Source organism: Clostridium sp. Marseille-Q2269, assembly GCF_943736985.1.
Lineage (GTDB): Bacteria > Bacillota > Clostridia > Clostridiales > Clostridiaceae > Clostridium_F.
The window spans coordinates 119,478-145,382 of sequence record NZ_CALSFS010000008.1; the positions used below are offsets into that span (position 1 = coordinate 119,478).

25 protein-coding genes and 1 other annotated feature are annotated in these 25,905 nt (G+C 27.0%); of the genes, 4 read left to right on the top strand and 21 right to left on the bottom strand.

Annotated features, from left to right (window positions below; all coding sequences use genetic code 11):
* Positions 1-43: 43 nt before the first annotated feature.
* The 15 genes from NGI68_RS11425 to NGI68_RS11495 all read right to left on the bottom strand — a co-directional run bounded on the left by NGI68_RS11425 (position 44) and on the right by NGI68_RS11495 (position 15,846).
* Positions 44-886, bottom strand: a complete 843-nt coding sequence (locus NGI68_RS11425) for an Mrp/NBP35 family ATP-binding protein (protein WP_251861616.1) — start codon at positions 884-886, stop codon at positions 44-46.
* An 81-nt stretch (positions 887-967) separates the two neighbouring features.
* The gene (locus NGI68_RS11430; RefSeq protein ID WP_251861617.1) at positions 968-2,179 is read right to left on the bottom strand and encodes an ABC transporter permease; all 1,212 of its coding nucleotides are present in this window, start codon (positions 2,177-2,179) and stop codon (positions 968-970) included.
* Complete coding sequence (locus tag NGI68_RS11435; RefSeq protein WP_251861618.1) at positions 2,179-2,871, bottom strand: ABC transporter ATP-binding protein; 693 nt, start codon at positions 2,869-2,871, stop codon at positions 2,179-2,181. The genes NGI68_RS11430 and NGI68_RS11435 overlap by 1 nt, the downstream gene beginning before the upstream one ends.
* A 10-nt stretch (positions 2,872-2,881) precedes the next feature.
* Complete coding sequence (locus tag NGI68_RS11440; RefSeq protein WP_251861619.1) at positions 2,882-3,949, bottom strand: efflux RND transporter periplasmic adaptor subunit; 1,068 nt, start codon at positions 3,947-3,949, stop codon at positions 2,882-2,884.
* A gap of 167 nt (positions 3,950-4,116) precedes the next feature.
* A complete protein-coding gene (locus NGI68_RS11445) occupies positions 4,117-4,959 on the bottom strand; it encodes a YhfM domain-containing protein (protein WP_251861620.1) in 843 nt (280 codons plus the stop codon).
* A 110-nt stretch (positions 4,960-5,069) separates the two neighbouring features.
* Complete coding sequence (locus NGI68_RS11450; protein WP_251861621.1) at positions 5,070-5,657, bottom strand: hypothetical protein; 588 nt, start codon at positions 5,655-5,657, stop codon at positions 5,070-5,072.
* Between the two features lie 166 nt (positions 5,658-5,823).
* Entirely contained in the window at positions 5,824-7,056 is a 1,233-nt protein-coding gene (locus NGI68_RS11455) for a hypothetical protein (RefSeq protein ID WP_251861622.1), read from the bottom strand.
* A 78-nt stretch (positions 7,057-7,134) separates the two neighbouring features.
* Entirely contained in the window at positions 7,135-7,962 is an 828-nt protein-coding gene (rsmA, locus tag NGI68_RS11460) for a 16S rRNA (adenine(1518)-N(6)/adenine(1519)-N(6))-dimethyltransferase RsmA (protein WP_251861623.1), read from the bottom strand.
* Between the two features lies 1 nt (position 7,963).
* Positions 7,964-8,509, bottom strand: coding sequence for a ribonuclease M5 (gene rnmV / locus NGI68_RS11465; RefSeq protein WP_251861624.1), 546 nt, complete (start codon positions 8,507-8,509; stop codon positions 7,964-7,966).
* A gap of 72 nt (positions 8,510-8,581) precedes the next feature.
* A complete protein-coding gene (locus NGI68_RS11470; RefSeq protein WP_251861625.1) occupies positions 8,582-9,640 on the bottom strand; it encodes a resuscitation-promoting factor in 1,059 nt (352 codons plus the stop codon).
* A 240-nt stretch (positions 9,641-9,880) separates the two neighbouring features.
* Complete coding sequence (locus NGI68_RS11475) at positions 9,881-10,663, bottom strand: TatD family hydrolase (protein WP_251861626.1); 783 nt, start codon at positions 10,661-10,663, stop codon at positions 9,881-9,883.
* Positions 10,664-10,813: 150 nt separating this feature from the next.
* Positions 10,814-12,319: a DUF445 family protein gene (locus NGI68_RS11480; RefSeq protein ID WP_251861627.1), complete on the bottom strand. Its 1,506-nt coding sequence runs from the start codon at positions 12,317-12,319 to the stop codon at positions 10,814-10,816.
* A gap of 158 nt (positions 12,320-12,477) precedes the next feature.
* Entirely contained in the window at positions 12,478-14,415 is a 1,938-nt protein-coding gene (gene metG, locus NGI68_RS11485) for a methionine--tRNA ligase (RefSeq protein WP_251861628.1), read from the bottom strand.
* Positions 14,416-14,473: 58 nt separating this feature from the next.
* Positions 14,474-14,717, bottom strand: a binding site (T-box leader).
* 93 nt (positions 14,718-14,810) lie between these two features.
* The gene (locus tag NGI68_RS11490) at positions 14,811-15,245 is read right to left on the bottom strand and encodes a MarR family winged helix-turn-helix transcriptional regulator (RefSeq protein ID WP_251861629.1); all 435 of its coding nucleotides are present in this window, start codon (positions 15,243-15,245) and stop codon (positions 14,811-14,813) included.
* Positions 15,246-15,273: 28 nt separating this feature from the next.
* Complete coding sequence (locus tag NGI68_RS11495; RefSeq protein WP_251861645.1) at positions 15,274-15,846, bottom strand: uracil-DNA glycosylase; 573 nt, start codon at positions 15,844-15,846, stop codon at positions 15,274-15,276.
* 136 nt (positions 15,847-15,982) lie between these two features.
* Between NGI68_RS11495 and NGI68_RS11500 the strand changes: the two genes are divergently transcribed.
* Entirely contained in the window at positions 15,983-17,347 is a 1,365-nt protein-coding gene (locus NGI68_RS11500; protein ID WP_251861630.1) for an MATE family efflux transporter, read from the top strand.
* Between the two features lie 15 nt (positions 17,348-17,362).
* On the opposite strand, the gene NGI68_RS11505 is transcribed toward NGI68_RS11500, so the two are convergent.
* Positions 17,363-17,881, bottom strand: a complete 519-nt coding sequence (locus NGI68_RS11505) for a spore maturation protein (RefSeq protein WP_251861631.1) — start codon at positions 17,879-17,881, stop codon at positions 17,363-17,365.
* Between the two features lie 12 nt (positions 17,882-17,893).
* A complete protein-coding gene (locus tag NGI68_RS11510; protein ID WP_251861632.1) occupies positions 17,894-18,469 on the bottom strand; it encodes a nucleoside recognition domain-containing protein in 576 nt (191 codons plus the stop codon).
* Positions 18,470-18,639: 170 nt separating this feature from the next.
* Between NGI68_RS11510 and NGI68_RS11515 the strand changes: the two genes are divergently transcribed.
* A complete protein-coding gene (locus NGI68_RS11515) occupies positions 18,640-18,882 on the top strand; it encodes a metal-binding protein (RefSeq protein WP_251861633.1) in 243 nt (80 codons plus the stop codon).
* A 254-nt stretch (positions 18,883-19,136) separates the two neighbouring features.
* Here NGI68_RS11515 and NGI68_RS11520 read toward each other — a convergent pair whose 3' ends face one another.
* Positions 19,137-20,009, bottom strand: coding sequence for a polysaccharide deacetylase family protein (locus NGI68_RS11520; RefSeq protein WP_251861634.1), 873 nt, complete (start codon positions 20,007-20,009; stop codon positions 19,137-19,139).
* A gap of 736 nt (positions 20,010-20,745) precedes the next feature.
* Between NGI68_RS11520 and ispF the strand changes: the two genes are divergently transcribed.
* Entirely contained in the window at positions 20,746-21,213 is a 468-nt protein-coding gene (gene ispF / locus NGI68_RS11525) for a 2-C-methyl-D-erythritol 2,4-cyclodiphosphate synthase (RefSeq protein ID WP_251861635.1), read from the top strand.
* An 84-nt stretch (positions 21,214-21,297) separates the two neighbouring features.
* Here the strand turns inward: ispF and arcA are convergent, their stop codons facing one another.
* Complete coding sequence (gene arcA, locus NGI68_RS11530) at positions 21,298-22,509, bottom strand: arginine deiminase (RefSeq protein ID WP_251861636.1); 1,212 nt, start codon at positions 22,507-22,509, stop codon at positions 21,298-21,300.
* A 423-nt stretch (positions 22,510-22,932) separates the two neighbouring features.
* Positions 22,933-23,559: a DUF1836 domain-containing protein gene (locus NGI68_RS11535; protein ID WP_251861637.1), complete on the bottom strand. Its 627-nt coding sequence runs from the start codon at positions 23,557-23,559 to the stop codon at positions 22,933-22,935.
* A 784-nt stretch (positions 23,560-24,343) separates the two neighbouring features.
* Here NGI68_RS11535 and NGI68_RS11540 point away from each other — a divergent pair.
* A complete protein-coding gene (locus tag NGI68_RS11540; RefSeq protein WP_251861638.1) occupies positions 24,344-24,589 on the top strand; it encodes an AbrB/MazE/SpoVT family DNA-binding domain-containing protein in 246 nt (81 codons plus the stop codon).
* A 98-nt stretch (positions 24,590-24,687) separates the two neighbouring features.
* Here the strand turns inward: NGI68_RS11540 and NGI68_RS11545 are convergent, their stop codons facing one another.
* The gene (locus tag NGI68_RS11545) at positions 24,688-25,725 is read right to left on the bottom strand and encodes a C40 family peptidase (protein ID WP_251861639.1); all 1,038 of its coding nucleotides are present in this window, start codon (positions 25,723-25,725) and stop codon (positions 24,688-24,690) included.
* Positions 25,726-25,905 lie beyond the last annotated feature (180 nt).

Sequence of the window (25,905 nt, forward strand, 5' to 3'; positions counted from 1 at the left end):
ATAACTAATAAAGCTTCAATGAATATTCATTGAAGCTTTATTATTACTTATATAAATTTTTAAAATTATTATATAGCTGAGTATATTCTTCATTATTTATGATAAATGATTCTACTTCTCCCATTTCCATCTTTTCAGATAAATCCAGATTTATAGGCATATCTGCTATTAATGGTATATTCAGATATTCAGCTTGCTCTTTAGCTGATTTTTTACTAAATACATTTAGCTTTTCTCCACAGCTGCCACATTTTATGTAAGACATGTTTTCCACCACACCCAACACATCTATTTCCATTTTTCGTATCATTATAACTACTTTCTTAACTATCATAGAAACCATATCCTGAGGTGTAGAAACAACTACCATTTTACTAACAGGTAAACTTTGCATTACAGTTAGAGCTATATCTCCAGTTCCTGGTGGCATATCTATAAGCAAATAATCTAATTCTCCCCATTCTGTATCAGTATACATTTGAGTTAAAACACCTGTTATTACAGGTCCCCTCCATATAACAGGAGCCTCTTCTTGCTCTGTTAATAAATTTAAGGACATTACCTTTATTCCCGTCTTAGTTTCTACAGGAATGATTTTAACTTCATCATTTTCTCCTGTTGGAATTATAGCCGCTCTCTTATCACTAATACCAAAGAATCTTGGCATAGATGGTCCTGTTATATCGCCATCTAAAACACCTACTTTATAGCCTTCTTCTCTTAATTTAGTGGCTAATATACCTGTTATTGTTGATTTTCCTACTCCACCTTTTCCACTAATTACACCTATAACATTTTTTGCATTGCCATATTTAAAAGTTTCCTTAGAACAGCTTCCTTCACTGCTGCATTTTGCTTTACTAGCACAACTATCACAATTACTCATAAAAAAACCTCCTATATATTTCAAAGTAAATTTATAGTGTAATTATATCACTTATACAGTTATAAGCAAATGCCCTAAACTTTACTCATATCTTAATGCATCTATTGGATTTAGTTTTGCTGCCTTCTTAGCTGGATATATACCAAAGAATATTCCAACAGAAGAAGAAAATAATATAGCTATAAGTATAGCTTTTATAGATACTGATGGGGCTATCTTTATAAATTTCCCTATAATTTCTGCTGATACTATACCTATTGTCATACCTATAAGTCCACCTATTAAAGATATTATTACAGATTCTGTTAAAAATTGTATCAATATATTTTTTGTGGTTGCTCCCAATGCTTTTCTTATACCTATTTCTCTAGTTCTTTCTGTTACAGATACTAGCATTATATTCATAACTCCTATACCACCAACTAATAATGATATAGCTGCCACTGCTCCAATAAATGTAGTAAATATTCCTATAACTTTATTTACTTGATCTAATTGTTTTAACATATTTTCAACTTTATACATATCTTTTCCCTTATTATGATGTCTATTTTCTAATATATTTTTAGCCCTAGTGCCCACTTCTTCTGTGTCATTTTTATTTGTAGCTATAATATATAAACTATCTATATTAAATTCTTCAGGATATAAATTTTTTACAAACTTTATAGGACATGTTAAAAAAATAGGGGTATCTTCTCCACCACCACCACCAAATGGCCCTGATTCTGACTTAATAACTCCTATAATAGTAACTTGTTTACTGGCAGTTTTAGTAATGACTTTTAAATTTCTTCCAACTACATCCTCTGTTCCAAACATATTTCTAGCTGACCTTTCATCTATTACAACTACAGATTTACCTTCTTCATGTTCTGCTTCATTGAAAAATCTTCCATACATCATTTCTGCATTATTCACATACTGTACATCTGGAGTTGATCCATCTATATACAATCTTTTATTTTTAGTTCCTTCTGTAACAAAACCGTCTTTTCCAACCATTGGTGCTACATATTTAACTTTATCTATTTTATTCTTTATTATATCAGAATCTTCTAAATTTATATAATCATTATTTCCTGCTTTTGATTGATCTACTTTTACGCTTACTGTGGCAGATCCTATTTTTTCAAATTCTCCAGTTATACTGTTTTGTCCACCTTTACCTAAAGATACTATAGTTATAACAGAGCTTATGCCTATAATTATTCCTAACATAGTTAAAAAAGATCGCATTTTATTTGATTTTATGCTATCTAAAGCCATTTTCAAATTTTCTAAAAATTTCATTATACTATCTCCCTATTTAAAACTTTTTCATCTGATACTATATGGCCATCTCTAAATTTAACTATTCTTTTAGTATATTTAGCAATATCAGGTTCATGGGTTACCATTATTATAGTAGATCCATCATCATTTAAATTTTGAAAGATTCGCATTATGTCCATTGATGATTTTGTATCTAAGTTTCCTGTAGGTTCATCTGCCATTATAACTGATGGATTATTCACTATAGCCCTAGCTATAGCAACCCTTTGTTTTTGTCCACCTGATATTTCATTAGGTTTATGATTAATTCTTTCTATGAGACCTACCTTTTCTAAAGCACTTAATGCACGTTCTTTTCTTTCTTTTAATGGTAATCCTGCATAAACCATTGGTAGTTCCACATTATCTAATATTGTCATTCTAGGTAATAAGTTAAATGCTTGAAAAACAAATCCTATTTCTTTATTTCTTACATATGCTAGATCTGTTTCTGTTAAATCTGTTACATTTTTACCGTTTAATATGTATTCTCCCTTGTCCATTTTATCTAAACAGCCTAGTATATTCATAAATGTAGACTTACCAGAACCAGAAGGCCCCATTATGGATGTAAATTCTCCTTTTTCTATTTCTAAAGATATTCCTTTTAAAGCTTTAAAACTTATTTCTCCTGTATTATAAGTTTTTTCTATATCTTTAACTATTAACAATTTTTATCACCTACTTTTCTTGTACACTAACGCCTGTTTTAATAGAATTATTAGGATTCAATATAACTTTTTCCCCTAGTTTTAAACCACTTATAATTTCAGCTTCCATATCTGATTGTGTTCCTAATTGAACTGCTTTTTGTTTAACTATTCCTTGTTCTACAACATATACATGTGATTTATTATATTTATCTGTTTTTATACTTTCTAATGGTATCTTTAATACATTTTTAGATTCTCCTAATAATATATCTACATCTACATCAAATCCTACCTTTAAATCTTTTGCATTATTTTTAGAAAGATATACTTCGCAATCTAATGTAGTTTCATTTCCTGCCTTTAAATTAGCTGGATTATCAACTTTTTTAGCAGTAGGTGCTATAAAATCTACTTTTGCTTCATACTTTTTACCATCATCTTTAATATAAACTTTCATACCTTTTTTAACTTTTGCAGAATCATATTTTCCTAATGAAATACCCACTTTTAAGTCATCTATGTTTTCTACTACAACTAAAGGTTGTGCTCCTGTACTTACTCCACCACCTTGAGCATTGACTGCTGTTACTACACCATTGATATCAGATACAATATTTTCTCCACTCTCATTTATTTTATTATTAGCAGATTCAACTTCTAATTCAGCTAATCTTACAGAATTTTCTGCTTGTTGAATTTTTTCACTTGATATTGGATTCATTTTAGCTTGTACAGAATTTTGTTGTGATTCTAATTCTTTTTTTTGCAAAATAGCATTATCATACTGCAATTGAGCTATCTCTCTTGCATTTTCTAACTCAGGCATATCAAAACTCAAAAGAGACTGATCTTTCTTTACTTTATCTCCAACTTTCACATCAACTTTTTTAATCTTTCCTTGTACTCCAAAATATTCTTTCTTGTTTTTAGAAATCACGGATCCTGTGGTAGATAAATAAGATTCCACATTTCCTTTTGTAACTTTAACCGTTTTTACGCTTATATTACTATTTTTTTTACTTTTAAAAATTCCTAGAATTACAAATAAGGCGACTATTACTACAGCCCCAGTAATTATTATAGTCTTCTTTTTCATGTTTACCTCCTATAAAATATTAAATATTTACTTTAATTATAATTTATAAACACTAATTATTAAATACATAAAAGGGAAATATAAGATATTTTTAAATATTAATCCTACAAATAATTAAGATTCTTCTAAAACCCTATGCATTACACAGGATTTTAAAAGAATCTTTATTAAAAATTATTCGGTTGCTCATTATATATTTTTATGTTCCAGCTATTATTCTTATACTCATCTACAATATAGTATTTTTTCTCTGTTCTTTTTTTATTGTTATTAACTTTAATTACAGCTTTATACATAGTAGATTTGTAACCTTCTGTATCTACATTAACATCTATATCCTTATGGACATTAATATCATTAACAAGTTCCACATTACTAAAATTATCCTTTAAATCAGCTTTAAATTCTTCCAAATCAGTAGATAATATAAATTTAGAAATTTCAACATCATCTTTAATGTTTATACCAATTTTCTCTTTATTGTTTTTGTTTATATTTTCCTTTTTTAAAACTTCCATTATAGATTTATAATATACATACTTAAAATCTTTAGGCTTTCTTATAGTCCAAAAACTTTTTATTATATCATTATCTATTCTTTTAGATACTATGTAAACTTTATTTTCGCTATATAGGTTTCCTGCTTCCTTCTTATCTAATCCAGCTATATAGTTAAACTTATAAGCTTTATTACCAGCTTCATCCATTTCAAATATATAATCTGGCTCTAAAGATGACTTTGATTTTGCTGGTTTAGCTGAGGATAAAATGTCATATAGCTCATTTATTGCATTCTTATCTGTAATTATAAATCTAAATCCTTTATCTCTGGTATTTTGTATTATTATTTTTTGTACTTTATTTTCCTTTATATATTCAAAATCATTATTTTTAAGACCTAACTTTAACTTCATTTTATCTATGCTATTACACCCCGTAACAGAAAAAGATAAAGAAAAAACTAAAAATAATAAAATAAATTTCTTATGAAAAATCTTTTTATAGAGCAATTAATTATACCTCCATGTACTTTTATTAAAATATAACAACATTATAACACACTTTTTCTTGTTGTAAATTAAAAACACATTGTATTGAAATTTCAACACAATGTGTTTTTCTAATATTTATAAATAATGCTTTTCAATATACTATTAAATACTGTTTGTATGCTCTCTTGATAATATTCTTCCTGTACGAAAAATGAAACTCTAATAAATCTTTCCTCTAACTTTAAAAAATATTCATAAGCTACATATTCCTTATCTTCTTTTAATATGGAATATTCAGTTAAATATCCTTTCATATTATTAATATCTACAGGTATAATGTTGTATTTTGTATAATCTATCTGCTGTCCTTCTGAAGCTTCTTTACTATGTTTAATAAATGTTTTTAAATCACCTTTATAATTCCATACTTGTATAAACCCATGCATATTCTTTTTCTTATCTATAAAAGAATTATTATAAATTATATCATGTCCATTAACAATTTGCTCATTTGTTTCCCAGTTTGAAGGAAGTTTATAAGAAATTTTATCCATTAATATATTATATTCTTTAAAGGAAGAAACATCATTATGAATTAAAGCTGCTATTTTCAATCTATTATCAAAGTTTTTTTCTAACCCAAAAAGTACTAGCATCAATCCAATTATTATCATGGTTACACCAAATCTTTTTTTATTTACAATTAATACTTTCATATGATTCACTTATATACAGCTAAGTGATTCTTCACCTCCACATGGCTACTTATATATCATATATATGCTTTAAAAACAAATTTATTATTACTTATTAATTCTATTTATAAAATATTAATATATACAACATCTTAAATAAAAAATAGAGACATGTGTTAACATGTCTCTATTTAACTGGTATTAATATATTATTATTTTTATAATCATAAAACATTAGCCAATATCCAAGATTATTTTCTTTATTTTCAACCCAAGTTACAAATCCTGATTTACCTCTTAGTGGTTGTTCTTCTCTATTTTTATTTCCTGGAATTCCATATACTAAATATTTCATGTTTCCTTCGCTATCATACTTATATCCTAAAATATAATGTTTATATTTTTTTATATAAGAATAATATCTTAACATTGGATTATATAAGACCATAAATTTATCATAATTACAAGTATCTCTCATATCATCTTCATTATTAGCATCTATTTTATACCAATTACAATTTTTTATTTCATCTGTTATGTTATCTACACTCTTTAGATTGTCTACTAATGATCTAAAATACTTACCTTCTAAACCAATAGGCGGAATTTCAGAATTCCTTTGTTTATTATCATTTTTTTCTATGGATTGTTTTACTTTAGCTATATCTTTTTCATCATATTTAGTTGTTTCTTTATGTTCTTCTTTATTTTTTTTATTTTCATTTTTATTGCCTTGTACCGCTTTTGCATCTCTATCTTCTTCTTTATTTTCTTGGAAAACCTCTTTGGTATTATCTTCTTCTTTATTTTTCTTGGCAGTCTCTATGTTATTATTTTTATCTTTATTTTCCTCTACTAATTTTACTTTATCAACTTTACCCTTGCTTGTTTCATTGTCTTTAGCTTTTATTTCTTCTATGGTCTCTTCATATTTATCGAATATTGTTTTATTAACTGGTTCATCTTTTACAACTTCCTTTTTTCTCTCTTTATTTTCTACCATATCAAATGATTTCCATGCTGGTATATCTGTTGTTGAAAATCCACTCATAACAGATATTACATTTGAATCTATTAGTTTTATTATTGCTGCTCCTGATATTTTATCTGCATTTATTCCTGAATTTCCTATGTTGTCCACTGGATATTCATAACATATGTCTGCCCTTCCATATTCGTCTATGTTCATTTCTCCTATTTTTATTATATCTTTGGTTCCCTTTTTATTACATATTAAAGCCATATAATAAGGTGCGGATTGTTTTTTTATGTTTTGAACATAATAAGATATCTTGCACTTACCATTTTTATTTTCCAATTTTACATATCCTGATGCAGATTTATCTCCACCTAAAGAGTATCCTTTTTCGTCTTCCTCTAATATTATAAAGTATCTACTATAATTCTTTTTTTGTGCCACTTTTTATTGTACCCCCAAATATAATTATTCAATATAATATATGAGTTATGTTTCAAAAAGTGAACTTAATTATTTAAATTATAATATATCATATATACAATCTGATAATTCTCCAAATTCTTCTATTGATAAAGTCTCTCCTCTTCTCTTTGGATCTATACCGGCTCTTTCAAAAGCAATTTCCATATTTTCTTTATCTACATTTAAACTTTTTAGTGCATTCCTTAAAGTTTTTCTTCTCATATTAAAAGAACTTCTTACTACATTAAAAAATAATTTCTCATCCTTTACTTTTACTCTTGGTTCTAAAAGTCTATCTAATTTAATAACTATAGAATCAACCTTAGGTCTTGGTATAAAGGAATTTGGAGATACTTTTCTTATTATATTTGTATTACAATAATACTGCACCAAAACAGTTAGTGATCCATATTCCTTACAGTTAGGTTCCGCATTCATTCTTTCCGCCACTTCTTTTTGAATCATTATGGTTAAAGATTTAAAATTACATTTTTGTGTAAGTAATCTTGATATAATAGGAGTAGTAACATAATAAGGCAAATTTGCTACTAATTTTATAGATTCCTTATCTTTCATCAACTCATTAAAATCAATTTTTAATGCATCTTTATGTATTAGTGTAAAATTATTATATTCTTTTAGTTCTTCTTGTAAAATTGGTATTAGATCTCCATCCAATTCTATAGAATAAACTTGTTTTGCTTTTTCTAAAAGCTCTTTAGTTAGTGTTCCAACTCCAGGTCCTATTTCTATAACTGTATCCTCTTTACTTATTTGTGCTCCCTCTGTTATATCTTCTAACACAGATGAGTCTACTAAAAAATTTTGTCCTAAATTCTTATTAAACTTAAATTCATATTTATTAACTATTTCCCTTGTATTCATTTTATTTATTCCCCTTATCTAAATCTTTTATAGCCTTTATAAATTCTTCCTTTGATATGCCAAAATTATTAAGTCTTTTTATAAACTGATTAGTATTACAGTATCCTATTCCCAAAGCCATTCCTAACTTTTCTCTTCTTTCCTTAGAATCTACATTGGCTGTCAATTTAAAAAATATCATATCATTCATATCAAATTCAGCTCTCTCTTGCTTAACTTCACATTTAGCTAAATTTAATGCTCTTATTATAGCTTCTGGAGATGCATTCTCCACACCTATATCATCTTCCTTTGTTCCTTCTTCCTGTGATATATAGGCATGTTTTACACCTTTGACTCTATTACATATATATTTTCTTATTTTATCTCCAGCATAGTCAGGATCCGTTAGCACTATTACTCCCTGTCTCTTCTGTGCTTCTTTTATTTTTTTTATAACTTTAGAATTTATTCCAAATCCACCCACCGCTATCATTTCTGCATCTACAGCTCTTTTTACTGCTGTAATATCGTCTCTTCCTTCTACTACTATAACTTCCTTAATCATAATATCCCTCCAATATAACTATTATATAATATTTTTAGTAGAAAAAAATAGGAGCTAACGCTCCTATTTAAATTAATCTAAAATATAAACATTTACCCATCTTGAACCCCAATTTGATACTTCAACACTAGAATCAAAATATAGATCGATAACGTTTCCTTTTATTGCTCCACCAGTATCCTCTGCTATAGCATATCCATACCCTTCAACAAACAGCTTTGATCCCAAAGGTATCACTCTTGGATCTACTGCTATTGAACTATATCCTCCTGAGTTTCTTCTTGCTGTAGTTCCCGTAGCTGTCACTCCGAAACCAGGGCTTCCAGGACTCTTGCCTGTATCTTCATAACTTGATGTATATGCTGTAGCTCTCATTGTTAATGATCTACCACTTGGTGTACCACTAACACTTCCCCCTCTTGAAAGAGTGGTAATATCGGAAACTTTAGTTCCCATTGCAACTACCTTAGATACCGGTTGCTTTTTAATACTTTCTGATATCACTTTTCGTGCTTTTTCTTTACCATTTTCATAGACTACTTTAACTGTTATCTCATTCTCTCCATGTTGTCCTTCTCTTAGGACCTTTTGGTTACCTTTATCAATAGAATCATCTTCCTTAACCACTGTTTCGTAGTCCATATTTTTTTTGCTCTTTATTATTTTTTCTTCTACTCTTGTAACTGTTACTTTTAATTCTTGCTTAATTTGTTCTTCTTTGCTTGGGGCTACTCTATCAAGTTTCTTGATTTGTATTCCCTCTGCTTTAAGCATATTTCCTATGTTGTCTTCTGCAGATCGAATAGCTAATTTTTTACCATCAACTTCTACATTAACTTTAACTGCCTTCTTTATGCTTAATTTACTGCCTTCTTTAATTTCAGTGTCTAATTTGGGTTCAACCTTATCCTTTGGTCCTATTTTTATATTTTTCGACTTTAAGGCTTCTTCATATGTTTTTTTAAATGTTGTAATTTTTTGATGTTCTTTTCCGTCTATTGAAACAATTATTGTTTTTCTCATATTTGTAAATACTATGCTCGCTGTCATTAAGATTACTACAACAATGAAAATTGCCTTCGGACCATTGGAAAAATATTCTCTAATCTGGTTTCTTAATTTTTCCACCATAAAAACCTCCTTCGGGCAAGAGCAACATTAGCTATTATATTCGCTATATTTAAATATGTCAAATTTGCTCATGCTTTTAGTTAGTAATGCAGCCTTTGTGCATATTTTGTATATATAAATTATTATATAATTGCTTTTAAAATAAATAATGTCGGTGGAATATCTTAAAAATAAAATTGTTTATATGATATGGAAAACAAATAAATTATAGAAATATTTTCCATCCATTCACTGTTTATATTATTTAACATCTATATGAAATAAATCTTTTATATTAATTAATATTTGTGAAGTTACTTGTTCAGAACTTATTTCTTTTATTTCTGCTATTTTATCTATCATATATTCTATATATTCAGACCTATTTCTTTTACCTCTTAATGGAACAGGAGCCATATATGGACAATCAGTTTCAACTAATATCCTATCCATTGGAATATTTTTTATAACTTCCAATATTTTTTTGGCGTTTTTAAAAGTTATTACTCCGGTAACCCCTATATAATATCCTAGATCCACACATTGCTTAGCAAATTCTACACTTCCAGAGAAACAATGAACTTCTCCTTTTACATTGGGGAATTGCTTTATAATATCTAATGTATCTTTATGTGCATCTCTATCATGTATAACTACAGGTAAATTTAATCTTTCTGCTAATTGCATTTGATTTTTAAAAGCTGCTATTTGAATATTTCTTTCAGGATTTTCATCATAATAATAGTCCAATCCTATTTCTCCTATAGCTTTTACTTTTTTATGTTTTGATAGTATTTCTATTTCTTTTAAGGTTTCGATATTAATTTCTTCTGCATTTTCTGGATGCACTCCTACTGCTGCATAAAAGAAATCATATTTGTTGCTCAACTCTACTGATGTAATAGAAGTGTGCAGAGAAGACCCACAATTTAGAATCCCTAATATACCAAATTCCTTAAGTTCTTTTATAACCTCACTTCTATCTTCATCAAAAGCTTCGTCATCATAATGGGCATGAGCATCAAATATCCTATATTTTTTCATAGAATTGCCTCCAAATCCCAATATTTTATTTTTTCTTTAAACTTTATTAATATATTCTTAATAATTTTCTATTTTCTATATATTATAATTAAAATTTTTAAATTAGTCAAAACTAATCTTTTTATCAATTGAAATTTGCTGGAAAATAAATTATATATTCCCTAATATAGGAGAAATAATTCCGATTATAGCTCCCAATAATCCTCCCAGCCACGTTATTGCTTTTAATTCTTTACTAGATATTTCAAGTATTATTTCTTCTGCTAAATAAACATCAAATTCATTTATTCTATCTTCTACAATGCCAGATATATCAAGGATGGATATAACTTCTTCTGCTTGGTTCTCTATAAATTTATTATATACATTTTTCACCATATCGTAACTAGTGCTTAGTATCCCTTCTTCATTACCTTTACTTAACTCACATATAGGTGTTTTCATAAAAGTTTCAACTATATTATTTATTAGATTATTAATCATATCTTTTAAATTTTGACTTTTTATAAAATTATCCAATATATTATTGATAATTTTATAAGGATCTATATTTATTTTTTGAATTATATCATTTAATGAACTCTTTTTTTCAATATGACTTTCTATTTTATCAACTATTCCCATAGTTATTTCCATAGATTTTAATTTTTGGGATAGTATATCTACTGTTTCTTCCATAATTTCAGTTCTATTATTCTGTGGTATATTTTCTATAATATCCTTCAAATCTGTATCCAAAATTTTATCTATGCTCTTATTTACCAATGATACAATTTCTTCTTTTGTTTCTTCTCTTCCTAAGTATTCTTCTAAAAATGCAACTACTTTATCTGACATAGAATTAATATCTAAAAACATTGACATAAAAGAATTTACATTATTATTTATAACTTCTCTTAATACTTCTTTTAATTTTCTTATATTTTCTTCTTCCTTAAGTATGTCATTTATGTAATTTGATAAGCTATCTTTTTTTCTATAAACATATACCTTTATGTTTGAACTAACATTTTTAGGTACTATACTTCCTATTTTTCTATTTAAGAAATCCTCATCATTTATATTTTCCACAATCAAACTTTTTAAAAGATAGTTAAAATTATCAGATTTTAAATATTCATCTGTATTAGCTATTAAGGTTGCTTTTATTTGTTTATATGTATGGCTACCAGTAATATGGTTCCCCCTAATACATAGTGTTTTATCTATTTTATTTTTTATAGCTTGCTTTATTCTGTCTATATTTTTCTCATTTCTTAAATTATTGATAGTTAATTTCTCTAAACTATTCTTTAAAGAATCTATAAAATACTCATATTTATATCCTAAAAATTCTTTAAATTTATCCTCTAGAGTTTTTTTAGTTATTATTAAAGAATATACTTTTTGTCTTATCCAAACTTTAAGCCTGTTATTCATGTTTTCACTACACAAAGACTTTATAATAATATCACTAGATAACAAATGTTCACCTATGGCATTACCAACACTTTTTGCTATTCTAGTTTTTTCTTTTGGAATAAGCCCTGGAGTAAAAGGAACTTTTATACCAAATATCCTTTTTTCTTCATAGGGCCTAAATAACATCTTTATTGCTATCCAATTAGTAAGATATCCTATTACTCCACCTACTATTGATGCCATTAAAAATTTCATCTTCCAAACTCCTCACTTTAATATTTTGTATTAAATAATACAAATAAATTATAAATTTTAAATATATTAAATTCAATATATTATGTTAAAATAAAGCTGCTAACAAAATTACTTTTGTCAACAGCTTAAAACTTTTTTCCAACTAAAAATTTTTAATGCTATTTTACTATACTTCCTTCTTCAATGTCTCCAGCTATAGATGTTACAAACAATTGACTATCATCCTCTGTTGCAGCTGATAAAATCATACCTTGTGACAATTCTCCCCTTAATTTAACAGGTTTCAAGTTTGCAACTAATATTACCTTTTTCCCTATTAAATCTTCTGGTTTATAATGCTTAGCTATTCCTGAAACTATCTGTCTTTCTTCTCCACCTAAACTAACTTTAAATTTAAGCAGTTTTTTAGCACCTTTTATAGCTTCACAATCTAAAACTTTAGCCACTCTTAAGTCTATTTTTTCAAAATCATCTATTGTTATTTCCTCTTTTATAGGAACTATATTTTTAGATTTATTTTGTTTTAATTGTTCTTCTTTAAGTTTGTTTAGTTCTTCTATTTTCTTATCAATATCTATTCTTGGGAATATAACTTCTCCTTTTTTAACTTCAGTACCTACTTTAGTTCCGTTAAATTGACTTAAGCTATCCCAACTTAATACATGTGCATTTATCTGTTCATTTATTTTCATACTTGTCTCTGGTATAAATGCTGATATACATACTGATATTATTCTTAAACTTTCTACTAAATTATATAGAACTGTACCTAATCTTTCTTTTTTAGACTCATCTTTTGCAAGAATCCATGGTGTTGTTTCATCTATATATTTATTAGCTCTCCCTATGAATTTCCATATTTCCTCTAAAGCCTCTGGAATTGTTAATTTTTCCATGTTCTCTTCTACTTTTATTGGGGTTTCAAGAGCTAACTTTATTAGATCTTCATCTATTTCCTCTTTGAATTTTCCATCTGGTATTTTCCCATGAAAATATTTTTCTATCATAGCCACTGTTCTAGACAATAAATTACCTAGATCATTGGCTAAATCTGAATTTATCTTCTTTATAAAAATTTCATTATTGAACATTCCATCTGCTCCAAAAGGTATTTCACGAAGAAGATAATATCTTACAGGATCTGCGCCAAAATTATTTACCAAAACTACTGGATCCACTACATTACCCTTAGATTTTGACATTTTTCCGCCATCTACCAAAAGCCATCCATGACCAAATACTTGTTTTGGAAGAGGTATATCCAATGCCATAAGCATAATTGGCCAATATATAGTATGAAATCTTAATATATCTTTTCCTACTAAATGAACATCTGCTGGCCAGTATTTTTTATATAGTTCATCATTTTCTGTATTATATCCCAATGCTGTTATATAATTTGCAAGTGCATCTATCCATACATATATTACATGTTTTTCATCAAATGTTACTGGTATGCCCCAATCAAAAGTTGTTCTAGATACACATAAATCTTGAAGACCAGGCTTTAAAAAATTATTTATCATTTCATTTTTTCTTGATTCTGGTTGTATAAATTCTGGATGAGATTCTATATGTTCTATAAGTTTAAGAGCATATTTTGACATCTTAAAGAAATAAGCTTCTTCTTTTGCTTTTTCTACAGTTCTACCACAATCTGGGCATTTTCCATCTTCTAATTGAGTTTCCGTCCAAAAAGATTCACAAGGCGTACAATACCATCCCTCATATTGGCTTTTATATATATCTCCCTTGTCATACAATGTTTTGAATATCTTTTGAACTAACTCAACATGATAATCATCTGTAGTTCTTATAAATTTATCATAATCTATATTCATTATTTTCCATAAATCTTTTATTCCTGCTACTATTTCATCTACATATGCTTTTGGTGTAACCCCTTTAGCTTCTGCCAATCTTTGTATTTTTTGTCCGTGTTCATCTGTTCCTGTTAAAAACATTACATCATAACCGGTAAGTCTTTTAAATCTAGCCAAAGTATCTGCAGCTACTGTTGTATAAGTATTTCCTATATGAAGTTTAGCTGATGGATAATATATAGGCGTTGTTACATAATAAGTTCCTTTTGACATTATTAATCCTCCTTAATTTTTGTAATATAAAAACCTCTATATAAAACTTTTAGTTCTATATAGAGGCGTAAATTTCGCTGTACCACTCTAATTCACTTTTACTTCGCAATAAAAGCCTTAATAAGTGACTTAAATATATTAATTATCACTTTACAATATAACGGTTGTTACCGTGTTCTCCTACTACAATTCAAAGAACCTGCTCTGGAGCCATCTTCATAAGCTTCTATATAATCGGCTTTCACCTTACCCGACTCTCTTTATATATCTTCACTTATTACTCTTTCCTTCATAGCTTTTAGTATTTAGTATTTAGTATTTAGTATAATGATATTGTAAAAATAAATTTCTGTCAATATATTCATTACATATTATTCTTTCTATAATACATAAAATTATTCTAATAAATCCATAATTTCTTCTATAATTTTTATAGATTTATATAACCTTTCTTTTTCACTTGAAGATAGATTAATTATTTTTTCTTCTACTGTATCTACCTTCTCTTTTATTTCTTTATGTATTAAATTTATACCTTGTGCTGTTAATCCATAAAAAGTATTTCTTCTATCCTTTTCATCAACTTCTCTATAAACTAATCCTTCTTCCATCATCCTAGTTAACATTATACATAAACTAGATGTGGACACATTTATATATGTACTTAATTTTTTTAATGATATTTTACTATTTTTATTTAAAATAAACAATGTTATGAATTGCTGTTCTGTTAATTTTAATGAAATATTTGAATTTAAATATGCTTTCGTTTCTTTTTTCATATTAATCATAAATTCTATAAGTTCTTTTGATAATTGTGTACTATCCATTTCTATCCTCTTTCATTTTATATTAACTTTAGATTGTATTGTTTTCAATCAGCTCATTATATTTTAATTTAACAGATTTTAAATCCTGCCAAAATAAATTTTTCTTAGATTCATCTCTAAATAAAGCTGCTGGATGGAAAGTCCCCATGATATAATAACCTTTTTTTTCTATCCACTTCCCTCTATCTCTTGTTATTCTAAATTGTTCTCCCATAATATACTTTAAAGAAGTACCTCCCAAGCACACTATAATTTTCGGTTTTACTAATGCTACCTGATTTCTTAGATATTGCAGACAAGCTTTTGCTTCTTCTTCTTTAGGTGTTCTATTGTTTTCAGGCCTGCATTTACAAACATTACATATATAATAATGTTCCTCTCTTTTAAGATCTAATGCTAATAATGCTTTGGTAAGTAATTGACCTGCTTTTCCCACAAATGGTATTCCTGTTCTATCCTCGTCTGCACCCGGAGCTTCTCCTATAAAAATAATAGGTGCATTTATATTTCCATCTCCAAACACCATATTAGTTTTATTTTTAACTAAAGGGCATTTATTACAATCAATACATTCATTATATAATTGAGACCACTTTAGCATGTTTTCACCTCTATTTCTATACATTAATGCTTCACCTTAATTTTAACATACAAATATATGTTTATTAACTATATTGCTTTATTTTATGGTATAAGTTAATATTAAGTTGCTAATATTTTGGAGTGGGGGAATTCTATTGAAAATTGATAAAGAAAACATAAAAGTTGTATTGTCTTTAGCTCTTCCTGCAGTAGGAGAAATGACTTTATATATGATGATATGGGTTCTTGACACTATGATGGTTGGACAATACGGAGGACAAATTGCTGTAAGTACTGTAGGACTAAGTTCCGAAATAATATATACTTTTACAAATATATTTATAACTGTTGGCCTATCTATTGCTATAACCTCTGTAATAGCTCGAGCCTATGGGAGTAAAGATTTACATTTGGCTGAAGAATATGCATCTGTTGGATTATTTATAGGAATATTCATATCCTTTTTTATTTCCATTATATTATTTAGTTTTCCTAAGGCTATTCTTAGTCTTGCAGGCTCTAAAGAAAACGTATTAGTAAATGGAACCATATATATGAAAATAGTTGCTCTAGGAATATTTTTTAGTATGTTAACTAGCTTAATGAATTCCATAGTTAGAGGATATGGTAATACTAAAACTCCTTTATTTATATCTGTGTTAATAAACATAGTAAATTTAACATTAGACTATGGACTCATATTTGGGAAATTGGGATTTCCTGAATTGGGAATAACAGGTGCTGCCATAGCAACATCTATAGCAAATGTATCTGGTTTTCTATTTGGACTATACTATTTATTTACTAAATCTAAAATTAAGCCTAATATAAAATACATTAAAAAGATTGATATAAATCGTTTAAAATACTTAATAAGATTATCTATTCCTTCATCAATGCAAGAAGCCTCATTAAATTTAAGTAGATTGATTAATACATTTATGATAATGCATTTAGGGACTGTAGCCTTTGCAGCCAATCAAATAACAGTCACCGTAGAATCTATATCTTTTATGCCTGGTTGGGGTTTTGCTGTAGCAGCTACTACATTAACAGGTCATAAAATTGGTGAAAAAAATATTGAAAAAGCCAAAGAATATTCCTATACCTGCGCCTGGCTGGGGATTTTAATAATGGGAATAATAGGCCTACTTTTTCTTATATTTCCAACCTCTATAATAAAGCTATTTATAACAAATTCTGAAACAGAGGTTATAAAATTAGGAAGTATTTGTCTTATGATAGCTTGCTTGGAACAAGTTCCCATGGCAATATCAATGATACTTGGTGGATCTTTAAAAGGTCTTGGAGATACTAAAACTCCATTTATAGTTTCCTTTATTTCTGGTTGGCTTCTTAGACTTCCTCTAATGTTTTACTTTATATATATAGTTAAATCTTCAGTAACCTATGTTTGGTGGATCACAGCCATTCAATGGATATTTGAAGCTGTATGCTTAACTATATTATTTGGGAAAAAATTCAATAACAGATTACATCTTAATAAAAAAACGCTCTAATTATTGGAGCGTTTTTTATAACATTATATTAGTAACTAATATAGCCATTATTATAGCTACCATATCTGCAAATATAGCAGCCCATAATGTATGTCTTATTTTTTTTATACCAACAGCCCCAAAATAAACTGTTATTGTATAAAAAATAGTTTCTGTAGATCCCATTATAATAGATGCCATTTTTCCTATATTGCTATCTGGTCCAAACTGTTTTAATATATCTGCAAATACCCCTAGAGCACCGCTTCCTGATAAAGGTTTTATTAAAACTAGCGGTACCAATTCTCCTGGTAATCCTATCAAATTTGATACCGGTCTTAAAATACTTATTAAACAATCCAATGCTTTGGATTCCCTAAATACAGCTATAGCCACCATCATGGCAAGAAGATATGGAAATATTCTAATACATATATTTACTCCGTCTTTAGCGCCCTCAACAAAACATTCGTATACTTTTACTTTTTTACTCATTCCATAGGCTATTATTAAAAGTATAATAATAGGAATTATGGCTTTAATTATATAATTCATAAGCATCCTCCTTTAAAAATACTTCTGTAACATTTTGCAAAAAACTACTCCGCAAAAGGCTGCTGTAGATGTAACTATTATAGCTGGTATTATTATTTCTCCTGGATTTTTAGAACCCATAGCTGCCCTTATAGATATAACCGTTGTGGGCACTAACTGTATACAAGCAGCATTTAATACTAAAAACAATGCCATATCATTACTAGCTTCATCTTCTCTTATATTTAATCTTTTCAGCTCTTTCATAGCTTTTATTCCAAAAGGAGTTGCTGCATTAGAAAGCCCCATCATATTGGCTGTCAAATTCATTGTTATAGATCCTAATGCTTTATTATCATTCTTACTATCTTTAAATATAATTTTTAAAATTGGCTTTATGCATTTAGCTATTTTATCTGTTAAACCACTTTCTTCTGCTATTTTCATAATTCCACACCATAAACTCATAACCCCTACCAATCCTATAACTAGTTTTACAGTTGAATTTGTACATTCTATTATAGACTTTGATAGTAGTTCTCCATTACCTGAAAACACTCCAAAAATTACTCCCACTAAAAATATAATTCCCCATATAATATTTACCATAGTACCTCCTTTTTAAAACAAAAATATATTTAATGTATATGATATATTTCTTTAAATAATAATTGTTTTGGTATATGATTAAATTATTAAATTAATTGAAATCATTATATTATAGTGATATTATATTTTTTAAATATTTATATTAACAAAAACAAATTAGGAGGCTTTTAATGACTATACGAGAAATTATGAAATATATAGAAAGTGAATTTTCTATTATAAATAAAACACCTTGTGATATATGCGGAAGTAATTACTTAACTAAAGAATTATCTATTAATTTACTAGAATCTGTACCTTATGATGTTTGTGATTGTATTTGCTCTAAATGTGGGCACCATAAGACTTTCAAATTTTATGCTCCATTTATAGATAAATCTAAAGAAGAAAATTATTTAAAAATAATAAATTAAATAATTGAAAGTAACAGCAACTAACCATTATATTGCCTGGGCAATATAATGGTTAGTCTTATTTAATAAATATCACTAATATAATAGCTTATAATTATACTATCTTTTCAGCTGATTTAAAAATAAATAAAAGCTATGAAATTAAGGTTTTATAAATACCCCCTATTTCATAGCCTTTTATATTTAAAAATAAATTTAACTAATCATATAGTTTTATATATTAATCTATTGAAATACTTACTAAAACCCAAATATTAATTCTTATTATAATTAATATTTGCTATTCTATCTTTAAAATTATCCATACCTTTTAATGAACTAATATAAACCCTCTTCAAAGTATACATTCCATTTTGTTTATTAGTCCATCCACCTTGAGTAGTCACTGCCATTTTATATCCAACATATTTAGCTGCTTTTATAGATTCTTCATTCCATTTGCCATAGGGATAAGCTATGTACTCCACCTTATGATTTAATATTTTTTCTAAATCATCCTTTGCTCTTTTCATAGTTTGTACTTGCTTTTCGTAGGATAAATCATCTAACTTATCGTGATTATATGTATGACTAGCTATTTGCACACCTGCATCATCCATTTCTTTAATCTGCTTTGAAGTTATAGATCTTTTATCCTTATCTATATTGCTAGTTATAGCAAACACAGTGGCCTTTAGTCCAAATTCTTTTAATATTGGATATGCATTAGTATAGTTATCCACATATCCGTCATCCAAGGTTATAACTATAGATTTTTCTGGAACAGGTTTATTTTTATCTAAAAAACTATATAATTCATGTAATGTTAATGTAGTATATCCATTATCTTTTAAATACTTCATTTGCTCTCTAAACTGTTCTTTAGGAAGCCTTAATTCATTCCCTTTTTCATAGTCAATTGAATGATACATAAGTACAGGTATAGATTTATCATTATATATAAGTGGCTCTTTATTAAATATCCTAACTTTATTAGGATCATTAACTTTGCTCTCTTGTTTTTTAGGTTGTTGTTTATTTTTATCAACATTATTATTACTTATATTGTTTTTCTTTGCACATCCAGCTAACAACACTGTTGTAGCTATAATAAAAACAAGGAAAATCAAACTTTTCTTCTTTTTCAAAAACTTCCCCTCCTATACGAATATTTGGTAATTTAAATTATATCATATATACTATTAATTAATAAAGTTTAAAAACTTGTGGATATTCTCTTAATTTAAAAGTGGATATTTTTTAAAAGCATATATTAATATTATAATCTTATATATTATATATATAGTTATTAACATTATCCACAGATAGCTTGTTTATAATTTGTGTTCGCATTGTTAATTTAGTTAATATTCCTATATTTAATTGTGAATATTATCCTTTAAATAGTTTTCATGACTATATTTGTAAAACGCAAATTTTAAAATTAATTTTTTTATTAATGTTGTCCACATATTGTGCGTAATTTGTGGACAACTTATACTATTCTGAATATAATATTATTGAATGGTAATATACAAACTAAAATTGTTTCAATTTTCTTAACATTTGTTAAATTATATGTTATCATTATAATATAAACATGTTGCGAAAGGTCGTGTGTATATGGGTAAAAAAATAATATATGTGAATTTTAAAAAAAAAATGATATCCAATAGTCATAAAAGACCTTTCTTATTATTTTTGCATAATTCTATACGCAATAAATTTTTATTCATTTACAATAAGCATCTTAGCAGATCAATAAAATTAATATATTATAAGAAAAATGATAATAAAAATATATCTTAGTGTGCAACTTTGTTGCACTTTTTTTTAAAAATATATATGATTATATTATAATATGAATTTATTGGAGGTTTTTTAATGAGAATAGGATTTGGATATGATGTGCATAAATTAGTGGAGAACAGACCTTTAATAATAGGTGGTGTTACTGTTCCTCATAACAGAGGTTTACTTGGCCATTCCGATGCAGATGTATTAGTACATGCAATCATGGATGCCTTATTAGGTGCTGCCGCATTAGGGGACATAGGAAAGCATTTTCCTGATTCAGATAAAAAATTTAAAGATATATCAAGCATGTTGCTTTTATCAAAAGTTAAAGATTTGATAGAACAGGAAGGCTATAAAATTATAAATATAGATTGCACTATAATAGCTCAAAGGCCTAAGATGGCTTCTTACATAGATACCATGAAACAAAATATCTGTAAATGTCTAGAATTAAATGATAATATGTTAAATATAAAAGCTACAACAGAAGAAGGATTAGGTTTTACAGGCAACGAACAAGGAATTTCTGCTAACGCCATTTGTCTTTTAGATTAATACTACAAATTTAAAATTATATATTATTAAAGCATAAGAGTTCACTTAAGAATATAAGTGAACTCTATAATTTAAAATACTATTCTATTTAAGATCTTCTCTAAATAAAGGCATAGACATACATCTTGGGCCGCCTCTTCCTCTAGATAATTCAGATGATGGCATAGTTAGAACTTTTACATTATTCTTATCTAATATTTCATTAGTCACATAATTTCTTTCATAAGTTATAACTTTTCCTGCTGAAATAGCCAAAGTATTTGAACCATCATTCCATTGCTCTCTAGCAGATATAATTTTATCTCCCCCACCACAACGAATAACTGTTATATCTCTCTTTAAATATTTAGATAAAATACCTTCTAAGCTATCTATTTCTTCTTTAACTTCAAGTTCCTTAGTTTTTTCATTATAAGTTATAGCATTTACTCTAAGAGTTCCTTCTATTTCTGGATGAACTGTAAATTTATCATGGTCTAACATGGTAAATACTGTATCTAAGTGCATAAATGCCCTTGTCTTAGGTATATCAAACATTAATATAACCTTGAAGCTTTCCTCTGCTTCAAATATATTTCTAGCTACCTTTAAAACTGCTTCACTATCTGTCCTTTGACTATGTCCTATAGCTAAAACATCATTAGATAAAACTAGTTCATCTCCACCTTCTATGCAATGTTCTCCTATTCTATCATACCATAATGGTATATTTGAATCTTTAAATTGTGGGTGATATTTAAAGATATATTTTGCAAACATAGTTTCTCTTCTTCTTGTTTTAGTTCGCATTGCATTGATTGTTATTCCTTTACCTATTGTTGCAAAAGGGTCTCTTGTAAAGTATAGATTAGGCATAGGATACATTAAGAAAGGATATTCTTCTTTAGATTCATCTAATCCTAATTCTTTTTTTCTTATACCGCCCATAATTTTACAAACTAACTCTTTTTCTTTCATTGATCCTAAATAAGTCTTTATTTTTTCTACATATATTTTATCTACAGTTTCACTTTCTTTTATTGCTTCATCTACAAATTTTTCTCTAATTTGCTTATTCTCTATGGCTTCTGCTGCTAAATCCTCTAAATATAGCACTTCCACGCCATTATTCCTTAATATATTAGCAAAAGCATCATGCTCTTCTTGTGCTACTTTTAAATAAGGTATATCATCAAATAATAACGTTTCCATATAGGATGGAATTAAGTTTTCTATTTCTTCTCCTGGTCTGTGAAGTAAAACCGTTTTTAGATCTCCTATTTCTGAATACACATGAATATTTCTTTTTGTATTCATAGCCTTGTGCCCCTTTCAAGTTGATATTTATATTAATATTTTTTATTATTTTTTGCTAATTCCTAAGTACATGTTAATAATTATTTATTAAACTGTCAATATTATGAATATTCTCTATTAATGCATAAATGATAAATTATGCATCTTATATCAAATTAGATTTTCCCCTTATATATAATATTTATGAATTTATTCTGCTTTAAATTTATAAACATATAATTATATAGGTTTTTTTTACATATTTTTTAAAAAGCGTATATTTATAATATTTATAAATATACGCTTTTTATGTATAAAGGAATAAAAAATTTTTTTTATGAATTAATATACTGATATAATGCTGATAAAAATAAATCACTTAAAAAGCTACTATTAAACATCAATAATAGCTTTTTAAGTGATTTATAATAATTTAAAACTTATCTATTCTTCATAATCTGATTTGTCATGTTTAATTTTATTTGTATAATCTGATACTATGTTTTTAACTAATTTTTTTATAGCACTAGCTTGACATATTAAAGTCATTACTATTAGAAATATAGTTATTCTATTCTCTTCATCGCTATCTAATTCTAATTTTTTTATTATATCTTTTAATTTCTCTTCATCAAAATGTTGCCTAGCTACAAAATCTTTAAAGCTATCCTTTTGTATATCAGAAAATATTTTATATGCATTTTCCCAAGATATTATATCATCACTTCTATCATTTATTTCATTAAAAGCCAATGTAAATACATTTTTTATTTCCTCTGTAGTAAGTAACGGCCTCATATAACTTAATAAAACTAGTTGAACTAAATGAAGTTTAGTATATCCTCTTTTCTTACCGTCATGAGGCTTTGATATTACTTCATTTTTAATATAATTTTGAACTATATTATTGGTGTAATCTTCCTCTTCAAATTTATCATTTAAATAATCAATTACTTGTGATAAAAATAGATCATATTTAGGAAAATCTTCATAATCTACTATTGTATTATTAGATATTTCTTTTGCAAGATTGTTTATGTATTCTATTTTTTCTAAATTGTTATCTTCCACCTTTATAGACCTCCAAACATACTTAAGTTTACCCTAAAACATATTAAATTAAACTATAAAATTGAATATTATTGGTATAAATATGCATGTTATCCACATTTTATTAATAGTTGTCCACATATTTCTGTGGATAATTTAACTGTTTTAATCTATGTAATTTATTATAAAACTCTTTTGCCATTTCTCTTTATATATAAATTCATTATTTTATAATATACTATTCCCTATTCATTGGTTTTTTATATATTATAAATTATATATACCAACAGACAACTTCATTTTCACTTACCCCTTATATTTTATTATACCATAATTATATTAAAATAATTATAATTAATTTAATATATTTATCAATGATATTAAACAAAAATTTACATTTAATATTTAATTTGTTAAAATTATTGTTGTATTATTATATTATATTGTAATTATAATATATAAAATTACTTTTTATAATAAATTATTTTTCAATTCGACACTCTTCTTTATTTATACATATAATACCTATTTTATTTTATTTTATTAAATCTTATTATTATCTTATGATTATTTTATATTTTTTCTTAAATTTCCTTGTACCCATTGATATACATAGGTTATAAGCTATTTTTGCCAATATTTGTTCTATTGACTTTTCCCTTTAATGGTAGTATATTAACTATTAGATGGAAATACATAATTAATTTGTAAATCAAATATAAAATATGTTGACTTTTAATGTCATATTTGCTATTATTTAATTAAACTATTGTCGAAAATTGATATTATTCGAGGAGGAAAATATATGAAATCAACAGGTGTTGTTAGAAGAGTAGATGAATTAGGAAGAATTGTTATTCCTATAGAATTAAGAAGGACATTAGATATTGCCGAAAAAGATGCTTTAGAAATATATGTAGATGGTGAACAAATAATATTAAAGAAATATGAACCAGCATGTATATTCTGTGGAGATGCTAGAGACGTTCTAAACTATAAAGGTAAAAATATTTGTAAACACTGTCTTAACGAAATAAAAGACAACAAATAATTTAAAAGCCTCAATTTGAGGCTTTTATTTTTTTACAATATAATTAAAAGTGGAAACCATATAGTCTCCACTTTTGTTTTATATAAAATTTTATTTAATTATCTTATTCTCACACCTGCATAAAATTTCCATATTGGCGAAATTTTTACTACATCTCCTGTTTGAGGAGCATGTATTATTTGTCCTCCACCTATATATATACCTACATGTCCTGCATGTGGGAATACTAAATCACCAGGTTGTAATTGATCTTGTGAAACTCTTTCTCCAGCTCCAATTTGTCCATAAGTATCCCTAGGTAAATCTTTACCTGCTGCATTTCTATATACATATTGTACAAATCCTGAACAGTCAAATCCACTTGGTGAAGTTCCTCCCCAAACATATGGAACTCCTTGGAATTGCATAGCATATCCTACTACATCTCCATGAACTGCTGGTGCCACTGGTCTACTAGAGCTAGCTGGTGCTTCTATAGAAACACTACTTCCTCCTCTTGATTGAGATAAAGATTGTTGTGCTGCTTGTCTTTGTGTTGCTTCAGCTTCCGCTCTTCTTTGTTGCTCTTTTAAATTATTAAGTACTACTTGTTGTCTATCTTTTTCTGCTTGTATACTACCTAACTTTGTTTGATTTTCTTCTTTAAGTTGTACTATTTCTTCACTTTTCTTATCTAAGGCAACTTTTTTTTCTTTAATCTCTTCTTTCTTAGTCTTTAATTCTTTTATAACTCCTTGATCAAATCCCATAACTTTTTTAACTGTGTCTATTCTAGTTATTAAGTCACTTAATCCTTTTGATTCTAATAGCATATCCGCATAACTATCAAAACCACTTATGTACATAGCTCTTACTCTTTTATTAAATAAATCTTCACGGGATTCTATTTGTTTTTGTGCCTTCTCTATATCTTTCCCTAGTTTAGTTATTTCCTTTTTATTATTTTCTATATCCTTGTCGTTATTTTGTATTTTATATATTAAGCTTTGTATACTATTGTCCATAGTCTGTATCTTTTCTTCAAGCTCTACTGTCTTATCGGGTGCTTGTCCATTAGATGGTGCTGCCACAACTTTTGCATTAACAGATATAGATAATGCTAAGGCTATTACTGCAGCTAAAATTTTTTTATTCACTCTCTATCTTCCTCCCATTCCCCTTTTATAATTTTGACATAAACACATTATATCATCATTTCACTGACAAACTCAACTTTAAGTAGAATTTTTTTTAAAATTCTTAATTTAATCTGTACTTTATTAAATTTTTATTAAAAATAATACCCATTTATTTATATATCTACATATTAGTTATAT

Bases quoted from the DNA above. Each gene is read 5' to 3' on its own strand.
- NGI68_RS11495 (WP_251861645.1), bottom strand. From the start codon at position 15,846: ATGCTAAAGTGGTCTCAATTATATAATGAATGTATTGATTGTAATAAA.
- NGI68_RS11480 (WP_251861627.1), bottom strand. From the start codon at position 12,319: ATGAAATTTTTAATGGCATCAATAGTAGGTGGAGTAATAGGATATCTT.
- NGI68_RS11505 (WP_251861631.1), bottom strand. From the start codon at position 17,881: ATGAATTATATAATTAAAGCCATAATTCCTATTATTATACTTTTAATA.
- NGI68_RS11425 (WP_251861616.1), bottom strand. From the start codon at position 886: ATGAGTAATTGTGATAGTTGTGCTAGTAAAGCAAAATGCAGCAGTGAA.
- arcA (WP_251861636.1), bottom strand. From the start codon at position 22,509: ATGAATACAAAAAGAAATATTCATGTGTATTCAGAAATAGGAGATCTA.
- NGI68_RS11515 (WP_251861633.1), top strand. From the start codon at position 18,640: ATGACTATACGAGAAATTATGAAATATATAGAAAGTGAATTTTCTATT.
- rsmA (WP_251861623.1), bottom strand. From the start codon at position 7,962: ATGAATACAAGGGAAATAGTTAATAAATATGAATTTAAGTTTAATAAG.
- metG (WP_251861628.1), bottom strand. From the start codon at position 14,415: ATGTCAAAAGGAACTTATTATGTAACAACGCCTATATATTATCCATCA.
- NGI68_RS11450 (WP_251861621.1), bottom strand. From the start codon at position 5,657: ATGAAAGTATTAATTGTAAATAAAAAAAGATTTGGTGTAACCATGATA.
- NGI68_RS11440 (WP_251861619.1), bottom strand. From the start codon at position 3,949: ATGAAAAAGAAGACTATAATAATTACTGGGGCTGTAGTAATAGTCGCC.
- ispF (WP_251861635.1), top strand. From the start codon at position 20,746: ATGAGAATAGGATTTGGATATGATGTGCATAAATTAGTGGAGAACAGA.
- rnmV (WP_251861624.1), bottom strand. From the start codon at position 8,509: ATGATTAAGGAAGTTATAGTAGTAGAAGGAAGAGACGATATTACAGCA.
- NGI68_RS11490 (WP_251861629.1), bottom strand. From the start codon at position 15,245: ATGGATAGTACACAATTATCAAAAGAACTTATAGAATTTATGATTAAT.
- NGI68_RS11470 (WP_251861625.1), bottom strand. From the start codon at position 9,640: ATGGTGGAAAAATTAAGAAACCAGATTAGAGAATATTTTTCCAATGGT.
- NGI68_RS11475 (WP_251861626.1), bottom strand. From the start codon at position 10,663: ATGAAAAAATATAGGATATTTGATGCTCATGCCCATTATGATGACGAA.
- NGI68_RS11540 (WP_251861638.1), top strand. From the start codon at position 24,344: ATGAAATCAACAGGTGTTGTTAGAAGAGTAGATGAATTAGGAAGAATT.
- NGI68_RS11430 (WP_251861617.1), bottom strand. From the start codon at position 2,179: ATGAAATTTTTAGAAAATTTGAAAATGGCTTTAGATAGCATAAAATCA.
- NGI68_RS11510 (WP_251861632.1), bottom strand. From the start codon at position 18,469: ATGGTAAATATTATATGGGGAATTATATTTTTAGTGGGAGTAATTTTT.